The organism is Bacillus sp. ISL-46 (assembly GCF_018613205.1).
This window is the reverse complement of the sequence record NZ_JAGGQR010000024.1, coordinates 39,422-61,437: the sequence shown is the minus strand read 5'-3', so window position 1 is coordinate 61,437 and position 22,016 is coordinate 39,422. Positions and strand designations below refer to the sequence as shown.

The 22,016-nt window shown below is 37.8% G+C and carries 15 protein-coding genes and 1 pseudogene; 14 read left to right on the top strand and 2 right to left on the bottom strand.

The features are described from left to right. Nucleotides 1–192: 192 nt before the first annotated feature. A complete protein-coding gene (locus J7E67_RS14170) occupies nt 193–552 on the bottom strand; it encodes a transposase (RefSeq protein ID WP_251026773.1) in 360 nt (119 codons plus the stop codon). Nucleotides 553–1,550: 998 nt separating this feature from the next. On the opposite strand from J7E67_RS14170, the gene J7E67_RS14165 reads away from it, so the two are divergent. From J7E67_RS14165 to J7E67_RS14100, 14 genes and pseudogenes are all read left to right on the top strand, one after another. Further along, nucleotides 1,551–3,203 carry a type 2 periplasmic-binding domain-containing protein gene (locus tag J7E67_RS14165; RefSeq protein ID WP_214732168.1) on the top strand — a complete coding sequence of 551 codons (1,653 nt, stop codon included), beginning with the start codon at nt 1,551–1,553 and terminating at the stop codon, nt 3,201–3,203. Nucleotides 3,204–3,275: 72 nt separating this feature from the next. Next, on the top strand, nt 3,276–4,166 hold the full coding sequence (locus tag J7E67_RS14160; RefSeq protein ID WP_214713573.1) for an ABC transporter permease: 891 nt from the start codon (nt 3,276–3,278) through the stop codon (nt 4,164–4,166). 17 nt (nt 4,167–4,183) lie between these two features. Continuing rightward, entirely contained in the window at nt 4,184–5,125 is a 942-nt protein-coding gene (locus J7E67_RS14155; protein WP_214713572.1) for a carbohydrate ABC transporter permease, read from the top strand. Between the two features lie 35 nt (nt 5,126–5,160). Next, entirely contained in the window at nt 5,161–5,877 is a 717-nt protein-coding gene (locus J7E67_RS14150) for a YesL family protein (RefSeq protein WP_214713571.1), read from the top strand. A 139-nt stretch (nt 5,878–6,016) separates the two neighbouring features. Next, nucleotides 6,017–7,807, top strand: coding sequence for a cache domain-containing sensor histidine kinase (locus J7E67_RS14145; RefSeq protein WP_214732167.1), 1,791 nt, complete (start codon nt 6,017–6,019; stop codon nt 7,805–7,807). Then, nucleotides 7,800–9,338, top strand: coding sequence for a response regulator (locus J7E67_RS14140; protein WP_214713569.1), 1,539 nt, complete (start codon nt 7,800–7,802; stop codon nt 9,336–9,338). The genes J7E67_RS14145 and J7E67_RS14140 overlap by 8 nt, the downstream gene beginning before the upstream one ends. Before the next feature lie 48 nt (nt 9,339–9,386). Continuing rightward, a complete protein-coding gene (locus J7E67_RS14135) occupies nt 9,387–10,634 on the top strand; it encodes an extracellular solute-binding protein (protein WP_214713568.1) in 1,248 nt (415 codons plus the stop codon). A 3-nt stretch (nt 10,635–10,637) separates the two neighbouring features. Continuing rightward, nucleotides 10,638–12,314 carry a glycoside hydrolase family 13 protein gene (locus J7E67_RS14130; RefSeq protein WP_214732166.1) on the top strand — a complete coding sequence of 559 codons (1,677 nt, stop codon included), beginning with the start codon at nt 10,638–10,640 and terminating at the stop codon, nt 12,312–12,314. A 329-nt stretch (nt 12,315–12,643) separates the two neighbouring features. After that, on the top strand, nt 12,644–16,930 hold the full coding sequence (locus J7E67_RS14125; RefSeq protein WP_214732165.1) for a glycoside hydrolase family 66 protein: 4,287 nt from the start codon (nt 12,644–12,646) through the stop codon (nt 16,928–16,930). Nucleotides 16,931–17,199: 269 nt separating this feature from the next. After that, the gene (locus J7E67_RS14120; protein WP_214732164.1) at nt 17,200–18,183 is read left to right on the top strand and encodes an ROK family glucokinase; all 984 of its coding nucleotides are present in this window, start codon (nt 17,200–17,202) and stop codon (nt 18,181–18,183) included. Between the two features lie 39 nt (nt 18,184–18,222). After that, nucleotides 18,223–18,411 (top strand): hypothetical protein, encoded by a 189-nt coding sequence (locus J7E67_RS14115; RefSeq protein WP_214732163.1) that lies wholly within the window; start codon nt 18,223–18,225, stop codon nt 18,409–18,411. An 830-nt stretch (nt 18,412–19,241) separates the two neighbouring features. Next, nucleotides 19,242–19,541, top strand: coding sequence for a hypothetical protein (locus J7E67_RS14110; protein ID WP_214732162.1), 300 nt, complete (start codon nt 19,242–19,244; stop codon nt 19,539–19,541). 90 nt (nt 19,542–19,631) lie between these two features. Continuing rightward, a complete protein-coding gene (locus tag J7E67_RS14105) occupies nt 19,632–20,087 on the top strand; it encodes a DUF3967 domain-containing protein (protein WP_214713562.1) in 456 nt (151 codons plus the stop codon). An 84-nt stretch (nt 20,088–20,171) separates the two neighbouring features. After that, a pseudogene (locus J7E67_RS14100) lies at nt 20,172–20,504 on the top strand (aldo/keto reductase); the annotation flags it as partial. A 226-nt stretch (nt 20,505–20,730) separates the two neighbouring features. On the opposite strand, the gene J7E67_RS14095 reads toward J7E67_RS14100, so the two are convergent. Next, nucleotides 20,731–21,990 carry an extracellular solute-binding protein gene (locus J7E67_RS14095; RefSeq protein WP_214732161.1) on the bottom strand — a complete coding sequence of 420 codons (1,260 nt, stop codon included), beginning with the start codon at nt 21,988–21,990 and terminating at the stop codon, nt 20,731–20,733. Nucleotides 21,991–22,016 lie beyond the last annotated feature (26 nt).

The following is a 22,016-nucleotide window of genomic DNA, read 5'->3' as shown; positions in this document are numbered from 1 at the left end:
CTCTAACGGGTACAGTTTAAGGGATCAACGTAGATGCGTTGGTCCTTTTTTACTACCTATCTTGTTGAACTACCATGAAAATAAACTTCTGTAATTCAGGAAAAAAGGCAATACTGAAGAAGACGCAGCTCATTCATTTTTAAAAAAGGGGAGAGCGCCTAATTCATGATCTTTGTAATCGAGTTGAATAGATTAAGATGCTTCTGGTTCTTGTAAAGTAACTGTGTATCCTAAACTTTCAAGTCTTCGTAGTGAATGCCGAACAATGGATTGCTGTCTCTGTTTATCAAAGTAGTCTTCGCCTAAGTCTACATACATTTCTTTCCGTGTTAAGAGATAATAAGAGATACGTAACATGGCATGTGCGACCACTATTCCGGCTCGCTTTTTGCCTTTTCGTGATGCTGTTCGTCGATACAGTGCTCCGAGATAGTTCTTCGAACCTTTTACTGAATGAGCTGCTTCAGTTAATGCTGATCTCAAATACTTATTTCCTTTTTTGGTTTTAGCTGATTTTCTTTTTCCGGCACTCTCGTTTTGTCCAGGAACCAATTTTGTTCTTCAGATTTTATCCTAGCTAGCTGAAGAAGAAAGGGAACGTATCAAAAACGGCAACGCGAAGGAATTGTGGAAGCTTAAAAAGCTGGTAAACATTTAGGGCGACCTACTGCTACTTTTACAGATCGATTTATAGAGACATACCAACAATTTAAAGCTGGCAACATAACAGCTGTTAAAGCTATTGAACTTTCCAATATAGGGAAAAGTACATTCTATAGATTGTTAAAAAAATATGAAGAGGGCAAATAGCAGACTTAATCCATGATAAGAAAGAAGTTTATTTCAGGTCAAAATTGAGGTTAACAAAGTTACTTTATGCAGAAGAGTATATTAACCATGTTTATTCTACTGTAAATACATGATCGAAAAACAAACTGTTGTTCTGATTGTAAAATATCCATAAAAAACGCCATTCTTTCCAATGATTCTATGAAAAGGATGGTGTTTTTCCCGTATGAGTTCCATTATTTTTTAGTTTAATACTATAAATTCACCCTATAACGTAAACGTTTATGTAAAAGAGCAAACAAACCCTTAATTTGCAAGGTTTAGCATGTAGCCAACAGTAAACGTTTACGTAAAGGGACGATAAATACGGAATTTTCCGTAAGTATCTTTTAAAGGGATTTCACAGTCCCTCTTTCAATAATTCGGTCAAAAATGGTGTAATTTATCTCTCTTTAATAATAATATAGAACACCTTATCGATCAGTAGGAAATCGGTGGTGAGATATTTGTAATATAAGACACCATCCTGGTGATGGAAACGGTTTCCCGAAAGGGGCTTTAGAATCATAATAGGCTTATAAGTAGATAAGGGGGAAGCAAATGAAGAAATCAAACAGTTTAATTTATTACTATAGTTTTTATATCCTTTTGTAAGCGGTACATTTCCACTTCAAGTTGATTACCGTCAATTTATTCTGTTAGATCTGAAGTTAGTAATCTCGTTAAATGATTTGAAAAAAATGGATTTGGAGGAAACAATCATGAAGAAAATTATTTCAATTGCCGCTGTAACCATGATATCATTCGGAATTTTGGCAGGTTGTTCAGTAGGCTCAAACTCCTCGGAAGATTCACAAACAAAAACCGTGGCAAATAAAGAGGAACTAAAACCTTTCGGTAAATATAAGGAAACTGTTACTTATACCGTTGGAAAGGCTACTCCAGGTATTGCCAAATTACCTCCTGGGCAAACGTATGAAGACAATGCTTATACAAGTTACTTAAAGGAAACGCTTAATATTCAAAGTAAAAATAAGTTTGAAGCTCAAGATGGAGATGCGTACAAGCAGAAGGTTTCAATGGCAGTTGCGTCAGGAGATATACCTGATATTATGGCTGTTGATGCGACAACATTACGTCAATTGGTCGACAATGACTTGGTTGCAAATTTATCAGATGTTTATAAATCAAGTGCATCTGATTATGTTAAAAAAATGTATGATTCCTACGATGGTCGTGCATTAGAAGCAGCGACAATTGATGGGAAATTAATGGCATTACCTTCTACTTCTAATGCTAATATTCCAACTATGCTTTGGTTACGTAAAGATTGGTTGGATAAGCTTGGTTTAGAAGGACCTAAGACTGTTGATGATATGGAAAAAGTTATAACAGAATTTATTCAAAAAGATCCGGGTGGAAACGGTAAAGGAAAAACGGTTGGTTTAGCATTATCTCCTAGTATTGGAGGGATGTATGGATCTTTGTTCCAAGCTGATAATATCCTTCAAACCTATAATTCTTTCCCTCGTCAATGGATTGAACAAGATGGCAAGGTAGTGTATGGATCTATTACCGATGAAACCAAACAAGGATTAGGTAAACTAGCAGATTGGTACAAAAAAGGTCTGATTGATCCACAGTTAGCTGTCCGTAAAAGCATTGAAGATTTAATTATTGGTGGTCAAACTGGTGCATACTTTGGTCCTTGGTGGACACCAGACTATCCATTGAACTCTGCAAAACAGAAGAATCCTTTGGCAGATTGGGCACCCTACATTATCTCTAAAGATGGTAGCGGTACAATCACAGCTTATACACAAAATCCTGCCTCTGAATTCTATGTGGTAAGAAAAGGTTTTAAACATCCAGAAGTTCTACCAAAATTAGTTAATGCATTAGATGATAAGTTACGCCAAGAAGATAGAAATTATCAGCCTGTCGTAGATTTTATTAAATTTGGCGGTGACCGTGGGGCACCAGTAAATATCATGGTTAACTTTAATGATGCAACCGCACAAATGTATCAAAATATTAATGCAGCAATTGAAGGTAAGAAACAACCAAATACCTTATCGCTTGATGATCAATCATCTTATCAAAAGATCACAGGTTATTTAAAAGAACCCGCGAAATCAGATGCAAACCAATGGAGTGCCTATAAATCTAGAATGGTAGCTGGAAAGTTAATGTCTGAAACTAAGATTAATGAAGTAGATCCTGTTTTCTTTGGTCAGACCAAGAGTATGAAATTGAAATGGGCAAACTTAACGAAATTAGAGGATGAAGCATTCTTGAAGATTGTGACTGGAGAAAAGGACTTAGATTATTTCGACAAGTTTGTTGAAAACTGGAAGAAAACAGGTGGCAGTGATATTACAAAAGAAGTATCTGATGCCATTAAAGAAAAATAAAACCAAATGGGTACAAATGTAAAATTTGTACCCATTTATACAATTTATACTTGAAAGAAGGTAGCATGCGAAATGAAAAAACGTGGAGGGCAACTGGAGTATCATCTCTTGATGGCACCGGGCATGATTTTTTTAATTATTTTCAGTTTTATACCAATGTTTGGGATTATCATGGCGTTTGAAGATTATGTCCCTGCTAAAGGTATTTTAGGATCAGACTGGGTCGGTTTGGAAAACTTTAAATACATGCTGGAAATTCCGGATAGTATGAAGATATTAAGGAATACCGTTGTGATTGCGGTTGGTAAGATTGTTCTAGGAACGCTGGTACCTATTATTTTTGCTCTATTGCTAAACGAAATTAGATTAAAATGGGCGAAAAAATCCATCCAAACCATTGTTTATTTACCTAACTTCTTATCTTGGGCGATCTTGGCTGCAGTATTCATTAACATCTTTGACTACCATGGACCAGTGAATAACTTTTTACAGGCACTAGGACATGACCCGATTTTGTTTCTAGGAAGCAATGAGTGGTTTAGAAGTATCATTATATCAACTGATGTGTGGAAAGGCTTTGGTTATGGCGCGATTGTTTATTTAGCCGCATTAACAGGGATTGACCCTGGTCTTTATGAGGCATCTTCAATTGATGGTGCTAATCGCTATAAGCAATTACTGCATGTCACTTTACCAGGAATTTTGCCAACTATTATGCTGATTACAGCACTGAATTTGGGGAATATTCTAAACGCTGGTTTTGACCAAATCTTTGCCTTATATAATCCTATTGTGTATGAAACCGGGGATGTTATTGACACTTATGTGTATCGTGTAGGTCTGTTAGGACAACAATACAGTTTTGCAACGGCAATTGGCTTATTGAAATCAATCGTAAGTTGCGTATTAATTTTATCAGCTAACCAATTGTCCAAGAAACTTGCAAACATGCGGATCTTTTAAAAGGGGAGAAAGAGTCAATGAAATCAAAAACAGTTGGCAGTCAATTTGCCGTTGTATGGGGGAAACAGTCGATAAAATCCAAACGTTCTAAACCCTTTGGAAGTCGGATTGCCGATTTATTTATTTGGGCAATCCTATTGCTGATGACGGCCCTATGTGTATTACCATTACTTAATATGGTATCTATTTCTTTTAGTGACAGAGTTGCGGCTCAAGCAAATGAGGTTGGCTTGTTGCCAGTAAATTTCAATGTAAGTGCTTATCAGGTCTTACTTGGAGATGCACAATTTTGGCGTTCCTTTATGATTTCTGTGGAAAGAGTTGTTTTAGGGACTTCTTTGAACATGTTGTTAACGATTTTAATGGCCTATCCGTTGTCTAAAAATAAACGGGAATTTGGTGCACGCAATATTTATATGAATCTTTTGATTTTCGCGATGCTCTTTTCCGGTGGGATGATTCCAACGTTCCTAGTTGTAAAGAACTTAGGTTTGATTGATTCTATTTGGTCACTTATTTTACCGGGGGCAGTGCCAATTTTTAACGTTATTTTATTAATGAACTTTTTCAAGAGTATTCCAGGTTCGTTGGAAGAAGCCGCTATTATGGATGGTGCGACAAAATTAAAAGTTTTGTTTAAAGTTTACTTGCCCATTTCACTGCCGGCTTTGGCAACTATTTCACTTTTTTCTATTGTAGGGCATTGGAATGATTATTTTAGTGGTTTGCTTTACATTAACAAAGCTGCTAACTATCCGCTGCAAACGTATATTCAACAATTGAACATTGATGTTACTAAAATTACGGATGTGTCGCAATTAAAAGCTGTTGCGGCCATTTCAAACCAAACACTGAATGCAGCTAAGATTGTGGTCTCTACGATACCAGTGTTATTAATCTATCCGTTTTTGCAAAAATATTTTACAAGTGGGTTAGTGATCGGTTCTGTTAAAGAATAGGTATAATATCCTATTTGTGTTTAGGAGGATACAAAATGAACTTGTTTAAATACAGTGATCAGTTGATGAAGGGGCTCTATATGATTCTAAAACTGACGGGTATTTGGTGGCTATTTAATCTTCCATATGTTTTTTTAGGGGTGACTCTTTTGGGGGCACCCGATGTAACCAGTGTACACACGATGGTCATCGTCGGTATAGTTCTGTTACCCTTTGTTGCAGTACCGACAACGGTAGCTACCTTGGCTTTGGCAAGAAGATATGTGAAGGGTGAAGACGGGTTTCCATTCCTTAAAATATTCTGGAATTATTACAAAAGAGAGTATGTTAAAAGTATGGTTTTAGGCTGTCTTAATGCCACTGCGTTGATCGTTTTTTATCTATCACTAAGGTATTATTCAGGGCTGTCCTCACTATTGGCAATTGTCTTTTACGTATTAGTCATTGTGACACCATTTTTCTTTTTATTTGTATACAGTTTCCTTGTTGATCAGGAACTGCCTTTGAAGGCGTATCTGACTAATGCCATGTATCTATTGTTCCTGCATCCTTTGAATACAGTTCTGATGATTCTTGATGCAGTAGTCGCAGCTTATATCATGTGGATGATGTTTCCTCCTTTACTACTCTTTATTCTACCAGGATTAGTAGCTCTGATTGTTACTTATTTTTATCAAAAGAGTATGGGGAATGAAATCAGAAAAAGGCGATCAGTTCATATTCTTAATGCCAATTCATTAAAAGGAAGCTGAAAAAAGCGTTTTGTCCATTCTGACCATGGAAACAAAACAGTAAAGGCAAATCCGTGAAAGTATAAAATAACTTGAACCATTCCAGGTGAATAGGTAACATGAAATACAGATGTATGACGTAAAGAAGGGGATTTCACTGATGAAGAAGATGCAGGTAAACAAGTTTTCAACAAAGGTCATCATAGCCATATTCATTAGTATATTGATTCCTAGTTCGTTCATCAGTGTGTTCTATTTTATTTCTTCATCTAACATTGTGAAAGAGAATGTAAGAGAATCTTCACTTCAAACAGCTAAACAGGCTGCTGACTCCCTATCTTTCGTTTTATCAGTAGGAAGTGATATGTCGGATCTTCTATACAGTAATAAGCAGCTTCAGAATATTGTCAAAATGGATGAGGATCCCGTGCTCTCTTCGATAGATAAAGAGCAGAATGGTGCCGAATTGACTTCATTTTTAAACTCACAAATTTATTCGAGTTCCTTTGTCAGAATCCTCTATATTTTAAAGGATGAAGGAACAAGCTGGGGAAGCGGTTCCTTTTCTTATGTCAAATTGGGCAGATATCGACTCCATGATTTCAACTGGATCCAGGAATCGATAAAGAAAGACGGCGATCTGGTTTGGCAGGGGCTTCAATATGATCTTTTTAGCGGGGCCGGTGAGAATACCGAACTTGTTCTGCCTGTCACTAGGGAAATGAAAGACCTTGATACTATGGAAAATATCGCTTTTATTCAGGTGAATTTGGATGGAAGGTCCATTTTGAATAAAATCGAACAGTTGAAGCTAGGCAAAACGGGACATTTTTTCGTTGTAGATGATCAGGGGCGAATCATGATTGATTCCAATATGGATAAAATCAACAAGCAGATTGAAAATCCCGATTTACACAAGCACATCCGAAATAATAAGGTTGATGAATTTGAATATAAAGAGAATGGGGATTTCTTTTATGGAGTGAAACAACCGCTTTCAAATGGCTGGAACATTGTGGGTATTGTTCCGATTGACGAAATCACTGGTGAACTGGCAAAGGTACAGCGAATTACGATTCTCTCCTCCATCTTGTTTACTCTGTTTGCTGTTGTATTTGGTTTGTTCGCAGCCAATAAAGTGACAAAGCCGATTCTGACTCTGACGGAGCATATGAGGCAGGTTGGGAATGGGAATTTTAAAGTCCGAACCCATATTAAATCAAATGATGAAATTGGTTTGATGAGTGACACCTTTAATCAAATGACGAAACAAGTTGACCAGTTGATGGAACAGGTAAAAGAGGAACAAAGCCTTAAGACAGAAGCGGAACTTCGGGCGATTAAACATCGAATCAATCCTCATTTTCTGTTTAATACATTAAGTACGATTCGCTGGCTTGTAAAATTCAAGCAAACAGAAAAGGCAAATACAGCTTTATCTGCTTTAAGCCAGTTACTTGAAGTAAGCATGGGGAAAAGTGGTACCTTTGTAACGCTTCAGCAAGAGTTAGAAATCATTGAAAGATTCCTTGTTATATTACAAATTCGGTACGAGCAGTCCTTCCACCTGAAACTGGATATGGAAGCTGAGACAGAAGGGTTTATAATTCCAAGAATGCTTATTCAGCCTATAGTTGAAAATGCAGTTTTTCATGGCTTAGTCCCTACAGGAAAATCAGGGGTGATATCCATGAAAGCTTATTCCATTGGCAAGGGTGTAAAAATCGAAATCCAGGATAATGGAGTCGGGATCACCAAAGAAAGATTAGACCAAATCTTGCCATCGGAAGAATCCAAAAATTCTTTCATAGGAATCGGGTTAAATCATGTGTATGATTCGGTACGGCTTTATTTTTCGCTTGCATCAAGCGTGGATATTAAAAGCGGAGATCACGGAACGCTGGTTACATTAGAATTATTCCCGAAGGATGGAGGTGAAAATAATGTATAACGTAATGATTGTAGATGATGAACCAGTCATTCGGTTTGGTTTAAAGGCTTCTGTTGATTGGGCCGTGGAGGGCCTCCATTATCTGGGGGATTATCCGAATGGAGAGGAAGCCCTCAAAGCGGCTGAGGGTCGACTAGTTGATTTGTTAATCACGGATATCAAAATGCCTGTCATGGATGGCATCACTTTAATGAAGAAAATGCTTCAGCGGTTGCCTAATTTAAAAGTAATTTTAGTCAGTAGTTATACCGATTTTGACTATGTTCGGGAAGGTTTAAAGCTTGGCGCCGTGGATTATGTTTTAAAACCAACATTGGAACCTGAAGAATTTGTGAAACTTATCCAAAAAACTGTGGAAATGATAAAAAAAGAGCGGCTAGTTGAAGAGAAACTACAGTTGGCCAATCAGACCACTTTTTTAAGTGAACGTAAAAAACTAGAACAAGCCATCAAAAAAGTCATTCTTGAGGATTCTAATCTTAATGAGCTTCATCAGAAATTCGGGTGGCTGCAAGAGCCCTTCCTTATGTTAACAATGAGCCTAAATCATGTGGATAAGCTGGAGGAACAGCATGGCTTTTTATTTAAGACAATGCTTTTGGAAGACGTCCAAAATTATTTCTACAAGAATATAGACGAAGGAATATGTTTTCCAGTTAATGAGAACCAAATGCTTTTCTTACTATACACGTCATTAGATCCGTATGCTAACATAGAAAAATTGAAAAAGGAAATTGAGCTCGAAACAAGCTCCAGCTTTACTGTTGGTTTTGAGGTAATTCGAGATCTATCTTTTGTAAAGCAAGGATTTAAAAGAAGTGGCTCAGCACGCGAACGAAGATTTTTTAATCCAGGTGCATCCATTTTCCGATATGAGCAGTTTCCTGAGGGAAAATTGCCTCCTTTAGATACGGCTTCGCTTCACCAGATTTTATTGCCCTATGATAAACAAAGTCTTGCAGATTTCCTCTGTAGAAGATTTCAAGAATGGGAATCGGTGGTTATTTCCCCAGTCGACATTAAAAACGATGCGTGTGAGATTATTAGATATTTATTTATAAAGCAATTGAATGCTGATGAATTAATGGAAAAATACGAGCAGTTAAAAAAGATTGAAACGCTCGATGAATTAAAAAAGACCTTGTTGTTGCAAATAAGAGAGTATTCAGAGTTAATTCAATATAGTAAGCAACACCCACAAGGTGAAAATGTGATCATGAAAAAAGCACTGGAGTTTATTCATGATCATTATACGGAAGAACTGACATTGCAACTCGTTTCAAGTCATGTCCATATCAGCCGTAATTATTTTAGTGTCTTGTTTAAAAGGCTTGTCGGTCAGAATTTTATCGACTATGTCATGGATTTACGTGTCCGGAAGGCAAAAGAATTATTGGAAAATACTTCATTAAAGGTGTATGAAGTGGCGGAACAATCTGGGTTTAAGGATGTAAAGTATTTTAGCAAGCTTTTTAAGAAATTAATGGGCTCTTCTCCCATTGATTTCCGGACGAAGAATCAGAGTCCATAATAATGTTGCAGCTATGAACATACCTGTTGTGGAAGGGGGATGATGGCTTTGAACAGATGGCTTTTGGCTATTGTCTTAGCAGGATTGGTTTTAATCTCAGGATGTAATAATCAATCGATTATAGATGGCGATCATTCTCTTCAGAAACCTGATAACAAAAAAGAAGAGATTATTGTCTGGCATACCTATAGTGAAGAAGAAACCGCAGTTTTTGAAAACGAGGTCATTCCCCTATTTGAAAAACAACATCCTAATCTTGATGTAAAGCCTGTCCGCCAGCCCTATGGTGAACAGTTGAAGTGGACTCTTCTTGCTAGAGCTTCTGCCAAGAAGCCACCTGATGTCGTACGGATGGATATTTCCTGGGTTCCATTTTTCGCTAAAATGGGACAAATCTCTTCTGTTAGTGATTTCAAGGATTTTCACTTTGTAAAGGAAGGTTTACTGGAAACTCCGTTAAAATCGAATCTTTTTAACGGAAAATATTATGGCCTTCCTCTTAATACCAATACGAAGGCTGCCATTTACAATCGCGAGTTGCTGAAGGACGCTGGATACACCAGGCCTCCAGGAAATATGGATGAACTACTGGATTTAATCGTTAATCACCATTACCAACTAGGCCTGACTGGATATACAACATGGGAAAGTCTGCCGTACTTTTATGGGTTCGGCGGGACACTATTAAGTCCTGATCATACAAAGGCAGATGGATTTTTAAACAGCCCAAAAAGTATTCAAGCGGTTGAGAAATTACAGATCCTCTATAACTCCTCGGGAAAAACGGATACGTGGCAGGGAGTCGTTGATGGAAAGTATTTTATGATTGATGAAGGCCCTTGGTTCTATAGTGTCCAAACTCCTCAAAAGCTGGAAGAAATTACCGAGAATACTATCTCTGCTCCGTTTCCCGTTACAAATGGAAAAGGGTCTGTGCTTGGCGGGGAAAACCTTGTTATCATGAAAGGGGCTAGGAATCTAGAAGCGAGTTGGACGTTTATTAAATGGATGGCTAGTCCGGAACCACAAAAGCTTCTAATGAAAACCGGCTTAATGCCTACGGTAAAAGGAATCAAAATAAAAGAGTCGACTATGGAATCAGGCTACTTAAGCAGTTATATTGAAGGTCTTGAGAATTCCTTTTCACTACCGCCTGTGGTTAATTGGGCCGAGATTGAAGAAATTTATATAAAATATTTAAGAATGATAATCCTAGAACAAATCGGTGTAAAAGAAGGATTGTCGCTTGCAGCAAAGGAAATTGATAGCTTACTTTTGAAAGAGAAAGGAAGATAAAAAATGGAGAAACAATGGTGGAAAGAAAGTGTTGTGTATCAAATTTATCCGCGAAGCTTTATGGATAGCAATGGAGACGGAATCGGCGATCTTCGTGGAATTATTTCAAAGCTTGATTATTTAAATGAATTGGGAGTAGATGTGATCTGGTTGTCGCCAGTTTACAAGTCGCCAAATGATGATAATGGTTATGATATTAGTGATTATCAAAATATCATGGATGAGTTTGGATCAATGGTAGATATGGAAGAATTATTAAAACAGATACATGACCGCGGAATGAAGTTGATGATGGATCTCGTAGTAAATCATTCATCAGATGAGCACCACTGGTTTGTCGAGTCCCGTAAATCGAAGGATAATCCGTATCGTGACTATTATATTTGGCGGCCGGGAAAGGATGGGACAGAACCAAATAACTGGACCTCTTTTTTCAGCGGTTCGGCGTGGCAATATGATGAAGCAACCGAAGAATATTTCCTTCATCTTTTTAGTAAAAAACAGCCGGACCTGAACTGGGATAATCTAGCCTTAAGAAAAGAAATTTATGACATGATGAAATGGTGGCTGGATAAAGGAATTGATGGTTTCCGAATGGATGTTATTAACTTGATTTCCAAAGTAGATGGACTCCCAAGTGCTCCTGGAGGGAAACAGTACGACTGGGGCGGCGATTTCTTCATGAACGGTCCGCGTGTCCATGAGTACCTGCAGGAAATGAATCGTGAAGTTCTATCGAAATATGACATCATGACAGTGGGTGAAAGTCCGGGTGCATCTACTGATGATGCCGTAAAATATGCTAACAATGAAGGTACAGAATTGAATATGATTTTCACCTTTGAGCACATGGATCTAGATTCAGGTCCTGGCGGCAAATGGAATGTAAAACCATGGAAGTTGGCCGATCTGAAGGACGTCATGTCAAAATGGCAGAACGATCTGGACGGCAAGGGTTGGAACAGTCTTTATTTAAATAACCATGATCAGCCGCGGATGGTTTCCCGTTTCGGAAATGACAAGGAATACAGGGGGGAATCAGGTAAAATGCTCGGAACCTTCCTTCATATGATGAAAGGAACCCCATACATCTATCAAGGTGAAGAGCTAGGGATGACAAACGTCCGTTTTGAAAATTTGGAAGATTACAATGATATTGAAATCCACAATATGTATAGGGAAACAGTGGTAAAAGGCGATGCAGACCACAATACAATAATGGAGGCAATCTATAAAAAGGGCCGCGACAATGCAAGAACGCCAATGCAATGGGATAGCAGTGAAAATGGAGGTTTTACAACAGGTATTCCGTGGCTAAAGTTGAATCCGAATTATAAGGAAATCAATGCGGCAGAAGCTATTGCTGATCCAGACTCCATCTTTCATTACTATCAGCAGCTTATTAAGCTGCGTAAAGAAAACGAAATAATTGTATATGGAAAATATGAATTGATTTTGCAAGACGATGAAAAGATTTATGCATATACGCGAACGTTAGAGAATGAAAAATTAGTTGTTTTGTGCAATTTCTCTGCTGAGGAATCGCCATTTGAATTGCCAAAAGGTTTTGAGCTTGATACAGCTGAGTTGTTAATTGGCAACTATAAAGTTGAAGCAGGAGATTCTGTTAATTTATTTATTTTGAAGCCTTATGAAGCTAGAGTATATTTGCTTAAATAATGTATATTTGTTTGGTCCTGTCTTAATTGGCAGGGTCTTTTTTGGGGAGGGGAAGAACAATTTTAATAGAAATTTGTACAGTTTTTTTGTTCCTATAAAACTCAGTCTATTTTGGTGTTTTTTATCTCTCAACTAGTAATAATAAAACACTCCCTCTAACATGCTTCTATTTTCCATGAACAAGATATAAGACACCAACAAAGTAATGTTAACGGTTACAAATTTTCGTAATCTATATGAAAATGAACCTAACATACTTTTCCGAAAGGAGATACAAGATTAGTTTTGACGAACGCTTCCATAAATCTTAAGAAACTAAGGAGGAAAGCATGAAAATTTTCAAACGTAAACGAAAAAAGTTATCACTTGTCAGTTTAGTAGCATTAAATTTGGCATTAACGTCGGTGCCGTTTACACCAGTGATCAAAGCTCACGCCACTAGCGAGCAAATATCTCAGGCAGCTAAAAAGCAACTGCCTGCAGAACCTATTCAAGCATTTTTGGTAGACAAAGCACGTTATAATCCGGGAGAAAAAGTAACGATGTCGCTGTTGTTTGATTCATCCCAAGAGTGGAAAGGCACGCTTAATTTGGAAGTCTATCATTTAAATGAGAAGGTCGCGGAAGGTAAGAAAAATATTCAGGTCAAGAAGGATCTAAAGGGAGTCGAAATCGTATGGACACCTTCTGATGAAGACTTTCGAGGCTATCTGGTAAAAGCATCCATTGAGGGTTCCAATCAAGTTCTTACAGCAGCAATTGATGTCTCCAGTGATTGGACTCATTATCCACGGTACGGCTATACAACGGAGTTTCCTAAAGAGACAACAGCTGAAAGTGATAAGAAGATGAAGCAACTTACACAAGAATACTATTTAAATGGATTTCAATTTTATGATTGGATGTGGCGGCACGATGTATCTGTTTATTCCAAAACGGATAGCAGCGGGAAAGCACTTTTAGACGAAAAAGGAAATTTTATTACACAAGAGATCGGACCGAATACTGCTTATAATGATTTATTAGGCCGTAAACTTTTTCCGTTGTCCGTAAAACAGCAAGTTCAAGCAGCGCAAAAATATAATGCAGCAGCCTTAGCTTACCAAATGAATTATGCAGCTAGGGAAAATTACGAGGATTTTGGAGTGAAAAAAGAATGGGGGCTGTATCGGAAGAATGCTCAATTCCCAAATCCTAAACTTGCTGATCAGGAAGGTTTTTTCTTTGACTGGGCGAATACAGGGCTATACCTGCAGGATCCAGGCAATCCACTATGGCAAAAATACATTAACAAAGAGTTTACTAGAAGTGTAAACGAATTTGGCTTTGACGGCATACACCTAGATCAGTGGGGCGCGAATGATAATGATTACCTATATGATTACAGTGGTGAGAAACGTTATTTTTCAAAGGACTATGATTCTCTGATTAATTCAGTAAAAGATTCTCTTGTAAAAAATGATAATAAGAAAAATTTTGTTACCTTCAATATGGTTGGTGGAAATGAAGGTTACAAGGATGTTCCGATTCCATCTACAAACACAGATTTTGATTATAGTGAAATTTGGCAGGATAAAGACAACTATCGAGATTTAGTAAAAGTAGTTGAGGAAACCCGTAAGACAAATGGTGGAAAAGCTGTTGTCATTGCTGGATATATGAATTATAAGCAGGCTACCGGAGACCACTATGAGGTGGCAGATGTGAAAGGTATTCCTAAATCAGAGCAATTTGTATCGCGGATTCAAAAAACTCCTGGTTGGGTTGGGGACTTTGGAAAAAAAGACGAAGATCAAATTATATGGACAGTAGATGTTCCTGATGCAGGAACCTACAATGTTTCTCTCAAATACGGACATGATAATGGCGATAACCCTGAAGGGAAATTATCTGTCAATAATCAAATCGTTAATAATGCGATAAATTTTAATGAAAAAACAGGATGGGGAAATCCTGTGGCGATTAAAAATTTATCATTAGATTTAGAAAAAGGAATAAATCAAATAAAACTTCAACTCAATACTAATGATCTCTGGTTAAACGTGGATAGTATAGTTGTTAAAAAGGATTTGTTTGAAAAGGAATATGAGGCAGAAGATGCAGAACTAATCAGTTGTAAAGTAGATAAAATTGGACATGTATATAACTTTGATACAGACGGAGACTTTATTAAATTTACAGTGAATGAAGATCAGGCAGGAACATACCCAATTAAATTTGGATATGGTGTTGAAAGCGTGGCTGTAAATCGTCATATGTATGTCAATGATGAACTCGTTTTTGATTCTATTAAGTTCGAACCAACTGGTGGCTGGGAAGCTATTGAAAATTCTAAAGAAATTCAAGTGCCGTTAAAAGCAGGAGAAAACAAAGTTGTTCTAAAAGTAGAAGGTGCCAACGATACAGGGGGGAAAGTTGATTACATGATGGTTGGGGATACGCGATTCCAAGCTGAAAGAGCAGAAATCGGCTGGGAGCCAACACGGCAACCAATTATGGAAAAATCAACTAATTCTATAAGTAACTTTAAACAACAGGGAGATTATGTATCTTTTAAAGTAGATGCTGATGAGCCAAAAGAATATGCAATCTCCGTTGCGTATAAAAATGCTGGCAGGGTAACACAACGAAGCTTTTTCGTTAATGGTAAAAAAGCTGGAGTGGTTAACTTCTCCAAAACAAGCGGCGATGGCTGGAATAAAGTTGAAATACCAATCTATTTATATAAAGGAACAAATGAGATACAACTGAAGATGGAAGGACAAACCGCTGAAACAGGAATAGAAGTCGACAATTTTGAAGTGAGTAATAGAGTGATAGAAGCCGAACAAGCCGACCTTGGATGGAATCCTTTTGTGGAAAGAACTAGTAGTATTGCTGTTTCTCCTGGTAAGACTGATAACTTTGGAAGCGCAGGCCAACGTGCTATTTTCACTGTCAATAATCAAAGCGAAACTGATACACTAAGATTTAAATATAAAACAGGCAATAATCCAAAAGTAAATATCTATGTCGACGGAAAATTAATTCCAGCAAACAACAGTTATGTTGATGGAAAAACAGTTTCTGAAAATATATTTTCCAGTACACCAGGTGGTTGGGATGGTGCGATGGTTGAGAAGTCGATAAAAGCAACTGTTCCTGCTGGCCAGCATGCGGTTGTGTTTGAACTGGCTTCAAATGGTGAGTATATCAATTTAGATAGTTTACTGGTTGGTGATGAAGAATATCAAGTCGAAGAAGCAGCATTTGCGCCGGAGGGTAATGGAATTACAACTTCAATAGGAAATGTGTATGATTTTAATGATGATGGGGATTTCTTAACTTTTGAGGTAAATGCTCCACATACAGGAAACTTTGATTTAGTCTGGAGATATAAAAATGACTCTTCATCGAAAAGAGCTGCAAATCGCTCTGTCTATGTAAATGATGAGAAAATGAAAAACATTAGCTTTACTTATAGTTACAGTTGGAAAGATGAAACAATGACTGGAATTCCTTTGAAAGAAGGAAAAAATAAGATAACCATTAGAGTGGAAAACCTCGATGATGACGGAGTGAAGTTGGATTATTTGCAAATAGGAAGTAAAAAATATCAAGCAGAATCAACCAATTCTCTTCCTCCAATGCATATCTACAAAGATACATTGTTAAATTTCGGGCATGCAGGGGACGAAGTAACGTTTGACGTAAATTTAGCTCAAAAGGGAGAGACTAGTTTTATCTTCACTTATGCTAATGCAGGAGCAGATACAGTAAGGAAAATTTATGTAGATGGAAAACCGATATTAGATGACAACGGGAAACCTTATACGGTTGTATTTAAGAGTACAGGAAGTAAGGATTCCTATAATGAGGATGGATACGTTGTTTTACCAGGTTTAGACTCAGGGAAACATAAAATAACATTGAAACAAGAGGAAGATCAAAAAGGATCTATTGATTTACGCAGAATGACAGTAGGCCTATTTGATGAACCATCTGTACGTTTAATGGATGCGGGATTAGCGGCTCTGGGTGCAACACATATTGAATTGGGTACTGCAGAAAAATATGAAGAAGGACCTAACATGTTGGCCCATGAATATTATCCAAATCGTAGCAAAAAAATGACAAGTCCTCTCAAAGGATCGATGAAGGATTACTATAAGTTCTTCGCTGCTTACGAAAATCTTCTGTTTGATAGTAAAGAGACGGATCGATTGATAAAGGTGGAAGAAAAAGGGCAGCCACTTAAAGTTAGCAGAAATGGAGAGAAAAATACCATTTGGTCAATTGTCAGGGAAAATAGGAATAATAAAGGATTTGAGGATTACGATGTTGTTCATCTTATCAATCTCTTAAATAATGATTCAAACTGGAGGAATGCCGCTTTACCACCGAATAAGTATAATGATATAACGGTACGCTATCCGATTGGAAAGAGCCAACAAGAACTGCCTGACTTAAAAGTTTATACGGCAAGCCCGGATGCAGATCAGGGACAATTAAAAGAAATTCAATATAAATGGGAGAATAAAGAGATAGTTATTACTCTTCCAAGTCTGGAATATTGGGAAATGATTGTCATTGACCGCGACGGAACTGAAAATATAAAACCGACGAAAATAAAATAGTTAAAGAGATAAGTAATAGTGTTATAGAACTTTGATGGAACGCATTGAATCCTCAGTGCGTTTCATCTTTATTTAGGTGTAGTCTAGTAGGACTAGGCTGCGGAATACCGTTTGAAAGCTTTAAAATCAGCATAGATTAATTTATAAAAAGTGTTGCTACCTGTAGAAATAAAAAAGAGATATAAATAAAACTAAGTAGATTTCAAGGGCTTTTTTGGAACGCTGAAGTAGGAGAACCACAAATATAATGCAGAAAAAGAGTGATGGGTATGGATGAAAAATGGTTAGTTGGTGTTGATTTAGGTGGCACCACGATTAAAATGGCATTTATTAGTTTGCATGGTGAAATCATTTATAGCTGGGAGATAGATACTGACAAAAGAGAAAGGGGTCAGTTTATTCCAATAGCGATTGCAAGATCGATTGATCAAAAGTTGGAGGAATTAAATCAAACAAAAAATCGGCTAATCGGTATTGGAATCGGAGCGCCGGGGCCTGTTAATGAGGATGATGGTTCCATAGAGGTAGCTGTTAATTTGGGATGGGAGAACTTTCCTTTACAGGATATCCTCGAGCGAGAAACCTCATTGCCAGTTGTTGTTGACAATGATGCTAATATTGCAGCCATCGGTGAAATGTGGAAAGGTGCCGGCAAAGGAGCTACGAACTTAATCTGTGTAACATTAGGGACAGGCGTAGGGGGTGGGATTATCGTTAATGGTGAAATTGTACATGGTGCAAATGGAGCTGGTGGTGAAATTGGTCATATTACCTCTGTTCCTAAGGATGGTTCAGCTTGTAATTGTGGGAAATCCGGATGTTTAGAAACTGTTGCGTCTGCAACAGGAATTGTCCGTTTAGCACAAAAGGAACTATCTTTTACTGATTGTACTAGTAAATTAAGGGACTTTTACGAGGAAAATAAAACCCTAACAGCCAAGAAAGTTTTTGATGCTGCAAACGAAGGGGATGAAATTGCTAAGAAAATCATCCAACAGGTTGTATATCACTTAGGACTGGCTCTTGCCAATTTAGCTAATGGCTTAAATCCAGAAAAAATTGTACTAGGAGGCGGAGTTTCAAAAGCAGGTGGCACACTTTTGGGACCTTTGAAAGAGGAATTTATTTCTTTTGCTTTTCCAAGAGTGGCTCAAGGTGTTGAGATTGTTACTGCAACACTAGGAAATAATGCAGGCGTAATTGGAGGAGCGTGGCTGGTAAAAGAGAAACTGTTGATAAATTTAAATAAATGAAATGTGCATTCCTTTGAAAAAATTAGGGGGGTGGTTTTGTTGAAATCAAATCAAGAAACCCTTGAAGATTTAAAAAAAGAATTGCTTCGAATCGGTTCAACGAATCAAAGGGATTATGATTTAATGAAGAGGAAAAACCAAGTATTTAGTACAACTATTTGTCGAAGATTAAAATTATGTTGGCCAAGGGTTGTCGAGAAAACAGGGCTAATATCTTCAAAGAGATAATGGTACAATCGTCCGTATTCTTTTTTATTGTTTACGCTTTAACTGGTGAATATGAAAATAGACATAAAAAGGAAATGACGAGGAATTTGGATTTTTATCATTCAAAACCTCGTCATATTTTTCTTTATTTTGTTCAATTAAGTAATCTTAATAAAAAATTGACAGGGTTGAGGTCATTTACAATAACGCAGATTAATGGTCAATTTCGTAATATGTAAACAGTAAAAATTTAATAAAGTAAATAAAATAATCTGCAGACCACTTAAAACAGGATCTGCAGATGATGTCGGTAACATAGGGTTTGGTGCCGAATAGAAATAAAGTGGTAACATTTTGGTCACGAACTCAAAATAACTAACGATAATAATTAATAACAAAATTAATAAAAATGACGTAAAACCCTTTAAGAATAAGGATTGCTATAACTATTGATACTTAAAAATAACTTTAAATAACACTTTCCCTCTAACTTCAAAACTGCTTGAGACCTGCGTGCCAGGTCTGGTGGGTTCGATTCCCACGCAGTCCCGCCAACCAATCCAGTAATATCAATAGTTTCGACTGTTTTTAAGCTAAGTTTTTACCGCTGTTTAAACAGTGATTTGAAAGTGAAAAGTCACCAGTATTTTTTCTGAAAATTAAATAGTACTAGTGCGACTGATTTAGGGTGTACAAGTGTGTCAAATCCACCAATTTCTCAATGAAAGGTGGATTTTTTTATGCAAACCGTTAGGAAAACTCAGTAAAAAGGTTCAAGAAGTACTCAGAATATTAAACGGTTCAAACATACTGAACAAAAGATGACTCTGTTTGAAATGTTTGAGCGATTTTTGGCATTTAAACAAACTGAGGGATTGCCAAAACCTACAATCCAAGGCTATTATGAACATTTTCATTATCTCAATGATTACTTGGGAGGAGATGTTCCTAATGAAGTTACTGTTGAGTTGTTTCGAAATTATATTGGCTTTATGCTTAATGACCAAGGTTTAAAACTAACTACTGTTAATGTACGTATCAGAATAAATCGTGCTTTCTTGCGACATTGTTATCAAGACACGGTAATTGGCAGTACCAAAACTCATTCCCTAAAACAAAGTAACATTTTTTTAACCAAACACCGTTTTTAGTACTAAATATAGGGAGCAGACAAGGTAGATACAAAGCAAGATAGGAATTTTATGTAAATGATCTGACTGACTACAGCAGTAACCCTGTGATTGGTCCCTTATGTGGGAGATGGACGTCACCGAAGGTATCGATCAGAGACTGCGGACATACTGCGGTTCATTGCGGAAGGGTTCAACTGCAACCTAACCGCAATGGAGATTGAGGAAGAAACCGCAGTGACAACCGCAGCAGCGCAGCAGCAGTCTAATCAACAGACGATATCCGTTCAGGTAAAGATAGGAGAACAATTTCAAGAACTCATGAAACAGACCCAAGCTGCTAAACAGATAATGGTCGAACAAAAGGAAGAGATTATGGAGTTGCGGAAGGCCGTTGCGAAACTGCGGAACCAGCAAGTTAAGCAAAAAGAGTATATTGATCATCGATTAGAGAAACGTGATGGCGAGTTAGTGAACGCGATGAAAGAGATGATGGAAATGAAAAAACAAGTTACTGTGTTAGAGGAACAGAAAGCTCAAAGGAAGTGGTGGCAATTTTGGAGATAATGTTGGGAATTAAAAAGAACAGTTCAAGACAAAATTGATTGTCTCGGATGATTTATGGACCATGCTGGATAAACAGGTACAAGCAAACAGGATCTGGGTGTTTTAGCCCGAGTTCCACTAGCTAGTGGATTCTTAAGTGGGAAATACAGACCTGGTGCAGTGTTCAAAGATAATGTAAGGAAAAGACGAGACCGGGAAGAAATGGATGAAAAGTTACGGCTAGTAGAACAAATTCAGCAGAATGAAGTTCCAGAAGGTGTGAATATGGCAGAATGGGCTTTGGCCTGGTGCTTGCAGCACCCTGCAGTGACATGTGTCATACTTGGTTGTAAAAGTGTAGAGCAAGTTGAAGTTAATGCCAGAGCAGCCGATCTAGACTTGGTAAAAGAAGATCATCCTAGTGCGGTAATTAAATAAATAAAACTTAAATCATAGCTACATAAAAAATAACCGAGGCAATTCAATTCGGATACGAAAGTCAATTTATAACCTTTATGTAAACTTGTTAAGTTACCGAGGACATGTTTGTGAATACAAACATGTCCTTTTTGTGACTGGCATGAGCGACAAATACTTAGCGGGATGTGATAATACCACTTAGTATTTTTTTATAAAATATTCACCAACAAAAGTGTAAAATTAATTAGTTGGCAAGGAGAATATCGATTTCAGCTGCTGCACGATCCAATCCTTCTTGAACGGACAACTCACCAAGGAAAATTCTGCTCATATATCCCGTATACACCTGTTCGATATTGCCCCAGTTTTTTACAGGCGGCCGTAGAAAAACATCATCCGTAGCGTTCACATAAGGATAGAGGAAAGAATTCCGGTTCACTTTCCAAGCATCACGCGCCTTCAGATTGGTCGGTATCAATCCGGTTTGTGCCATCGTTAGCTGAGCTTTCTTTGCGGTCATCCACTTCATAAAAGTCCATGCCTCAGCTGGGTGTTTGCTCCCTTTCATGATAACCAAATGATTTCCGCCCATTATTGAAGCCGTGCCTGCATTACTCGGAAACGATACAGGAATGGTCTGCTTTAATGCGCGATCTAAGCCTTCTTTATCCAAAATTCCATAAAACCAAGGGCCTTCATCCGTCATCAGCACATTTCCGGACTTTACTTCAGTCCAGATGTCGCCGTGGTCTTTCATCCGTGAAAAATGGATGATCTTTTCCCTGTAAAGAGCCCTTAACTGCTTGACCGCTTGGACTGTCTCTTCGCTATTTAAAAACCCGGAAGACTTCGTGAAGTTCTCATTCATCAGCGATCCTCCGAGGCTGTATATATAAGGAAGCGTATCCCACGGTTCCCATCCCCCGAGTCCAATCGAATAATGGTATTTCCGTGCAAGATCAATTACTTTTTGAAACGTGGGTGGCGGCTCTGAATATCCAGCCCGTTGGAGAAGCTTCCGGTTAAAAATAGCCGATTTAACATACATATCAAGTGGCAGGGAGTAATATTGATTCTGCTCAAAGCCGACTCTCCTAGCTTCCCGTTGATATAGCCGACTGATATCTTTGTAATCGGAAAATCCGTTTAACGGTTCAAGAAGTCCTTTATGTGAAAACTCGGGTACCCAGGACAAATCGATTCGGACCACATCCGGACCCCGGTTGGAGGAGGCAAGTGAAATCAAGGTGTTCCTTAATTCGTTATTGATCGCTAGGTTTATGGAATCGACCCGAATATTCGGGTACTGCCGTTCAAAAGCCGGAATTAGCTCCTCCTCCAGTACCCGGGTTTCTTCATCGCTGTACGTGTGCCAAAAAGAAACGACAGTGACTTCGTTTCCGTGGAGTGTTTCAACCTTATTCGGATCGGAGATCAACGATTGACTCCCGCAACCGGTAGTAAATACAACAAACATTAATATTAAAATCAAACGGAAGGCCATTTCGGAATGCCTCCTTTCTTAATTGA